Genomic DNA, 749 nt, shown 5'->3' on the forward strand with positions numbered 1-749 from the left:
GACTGGCCTCGGGCTGACCCGGCGCGCGGCAGGGACCAGGATTTGCGATGGTGGGTGAATGACTCAGGGCGTGATCGCGGTCCCGGGCGGAAACGTTTGGTTCAATCGGGTCGGTGGCGGCGCGGGTCTTCCGCTGCTTGCGGTCCACGGCGGGCCTGGTCTACCGCACAACTACATCAGCTCGCTGGAACGGTTGGCCGACGAGCGGGAGGTCATTTTCTGGGATCAGCTCGGGTGCGGCAGGTCCGACCACCCGTCCGACCCGCGCCTGTGGACGATGGAGCGCTCGGTGGCCGAAATGGACGCCGTCGTGAAGGCGCTGGGCCTGAACCGATTTCACCTCTTCGGTAACTCGTGGGGCGGGATGCTGGTGCAGCAATACGTCCTTGACGTGCCCTCCCGGGCCGCCAGCGTGGCCATCTCCAACAGCATCGCGTCGATACCCGAATTCTCGAAGATGGTGGCGCGCTTGAAATCCGAGCTCGACCCGGCAACGCAATCCGCCATTGACCGCCACGAAGCCGCCGGCACGACCTACGCACCCGAATACCAGGCCGCCATCCGCACCTGGAACGAGACCTATCTGTGCCGCGTCCGTCCCTGGCCCGCCGAGCTCGAGGACGCTTTCCGGAACATGGGCACCGAGATCTTCGAGACCATGTTCGGCCCAAGCGACTTTCACATCGTCGGCACGATCCGAAACTGGGACGTGTTCGACCGGCTCGCCGAGATCGCTCTGCCGGCGTTGA

At 65.3% G+C, this 749-nt stretch carries 1 protein-coding gene; it reads left to right on the top strand.

The window, feature by feature from the left end:
• Positions 1 to 58: 58 nt before the first annotated feature.
• A partial coding sequence (locus tag A5764_RS09165) for a proline iminopeptidase-family hydrolase (RefSeq protein ID WP_067111952.1) occupies positions 59 to 749 on the top strand: 691 nt, incomplete at its 3' end.

Origin of the sequence: Mycobacterium sp. 852002-51057_SCH5723018, assembly GCF_001667035.1 — a bacterium.
Classification (GTDB): domain Bacteria; phylum Actinomycetota; class Actinomycetes; order Mycobacteriales; family Mycobacteriaceae; genus Mycobacterium.